At 58.3% G+C, this 1,981-nt stretch carries 2 protein-coding genes; both read left to right on the forward strand.

What is annotated here, in order from left to right; genetic code table 11:
• The coding region (locus EOA85_RS33880) for an AAA domain-containing protein (protein ID WP_164760081.1) at positions 1–275 on the forward strand (275 nt) is incomplete at its 5' end.
• The coding region (locus EOA85_RS33885) for a phospholipase D-like domain-containing protein (protein WP_127212599.1) at positions 272–1,981 on the forward strand (1,710 nt) is incomplete at its 3' end. The genes EOA85_RS33880 and EOA85_RS33885, both read left to right, overlap by 4 nt.

The raw sequence follows: 1,981 nt of genomic DNA on the forward strand, positions 1-1,981 counted from the left end.
ATCCGCGCTCCGGCGGTTCGGCGCTCGGTTTTCTACGCGACCGGCGTCGAATGAACGTTGCGCTGAGCAGGGCAAAATCCAAGCTTGTGATCGTAGGTAGTCTTCAGTTCCTGAGCGAGGCCGTTCAGGGTGTCAATCCTGATGAAGAGACACATGATCTGATGTTTCTGACCGATATGCTCGCGGCAATCAAAGCTCTGGCCGGGCAGCGGAGGCCTGACGGACGAGCCGCTGCCGAGCTTATCAGGCCAGAGATTCTCGGAGGAGGCAGGTGAGCATTCTCGTCGCTGTACCCATCTTTCGAGTCTCCTGCCGGGTTGGGATAGACAAAGGGCGGCCGTGGAGCATCGTCGACGAACTAATCCTCGCTTCAATTGCGCGCGTGCCCCGGACGATCAAGGAACTGGCGGATCATGCCGACCTACCGCGCCAACTCGTAGTCGCATCTATCGCACGGCTCATGCGATTTCGGCTGATCGAGGTTCGAGCATCTGCCAATGGCGCGTCGTTCATGGCGAGTCCATATGGGTTTGAAGCCATCAGCAGCGGCAATCCGTTGCCTTTTTTTCCGAAACGGCTCGTTCGGAAGGCAAGTTTTGTCATCGAAAGAGCGACTGGAACCTTCTTTCCGACACGAGATGTGCTGATCAAGTCTCCGCGAAAGATCGAAGCGGAGCGAAAGGTTGGTGCCGATGTCCGCGTCCTGCGCGTGGAGGGCGATGGACCGACAATGTCACAAGAGGCCAATCTCAATCGTCTTAGCGAGGTGGTGGCCCAAGGATGGGATGAACAACTCGCGTCGATCGATGGCCGCACGGCGTCAGTGCGAGACGATGAATACATGGTAGTCCGTGTCGTAGACGGGGTACCTCGGGGATTGCCTGAGGCAGCTGGTGATGAGCTGCGCCGGATTGTCGACGTGGTTGCGGCGCTTGACGTTGGCAACCCCGGCCTAACGGTCCAGTATTCGGGACCGCAATCCTCGCGGCATACGGAGCCGGTGTATCACGATTGCTCGTTTAGCCCGGAGGACCTGATCATAGGGGGTTCGGCCCAGCGTGTGGAATTCGAGAAGCTTGTTCGGGGGGCACATCAGCGGGTGATCATCCATTCGACGTTCATCAAAGCGTCGGACGTCGAAGCCCTGTTCGAGATCATACGCGCTGCATGCAGGCGCGGCGTCCGCTTCAGCGTATTCTGGGGTGCAGAATATGATGAGGAGACCGAGACTCGAAATGCGGCGGAAGCCGCTAAAATCATGGAGATGGTGAGCAAGGACGCGGATACCGCGGGCCGCTTTGTCGTCGACATGCGAACGACAGGCTCTCATGCGAAGGTGATGCTGGTCGATACGCCTTCGGGAGAGTGGCTGGCAGCCGTAAGCTCCTGCAACTGGTTGAAGTCGCCGTTTCGAAACATTGAGTTGACGGCGATACTCCGCGATCAAGCGGTTGTGGCTGATGTAATGGGCGCCTTTCAGCAGATCATCGGGAGGCGCGGCCTTTCGGACACTGTCGCCACGGAATTGCATTTGACGAAGCGTGATCTGAAGCGCCTCAGCCCAAAGGGGGGACCAACGCGTATTGCGGTCATTTCTGGCGATGCGCATGATGCACTGCTGAGAGAAGCCAGTGGGATAGCTTCACAGCGGCTCGTGCTAGGATGTCATAAGCTGGGATCCACTGCCCGTCCGGGTGCCTTATTGCAAGGACAGATGGCGGCCTCTCGGCCTGGCATGGCGGTGAGGGTGCTCTACACGATGGTTTCCAAGCCGATGCGAAATCGCCATGCCCGCGAGCTAAAGGCGGAAGCGGCCGCGAACGGGTTCCGCCTGATCGAGGCAGGCAAGATTCCTCTCCATGGGAAGTTCCTCGCTTGGGATAATGACGATCTTGTCGTAACCAGCATGAATTGGGCGTCGGCTTCGTCGGAAGTGGATTTTCCCGACGCCGAGATTGGGGTGCATATTGCGTCCCAAGGC

The sequence above is a fragment of the Mesorhizobium sp. M5C.F.Ca.IN.020.29.1.1 genome (assembly GCF_003997375.1).
GTDB lineage: Bacteria > Pseudomonadota > Alphaproteobacteria > Rhizobiales > Rhizobiaceae > Mesorhizobium > Mesorhizobium wenxiniae.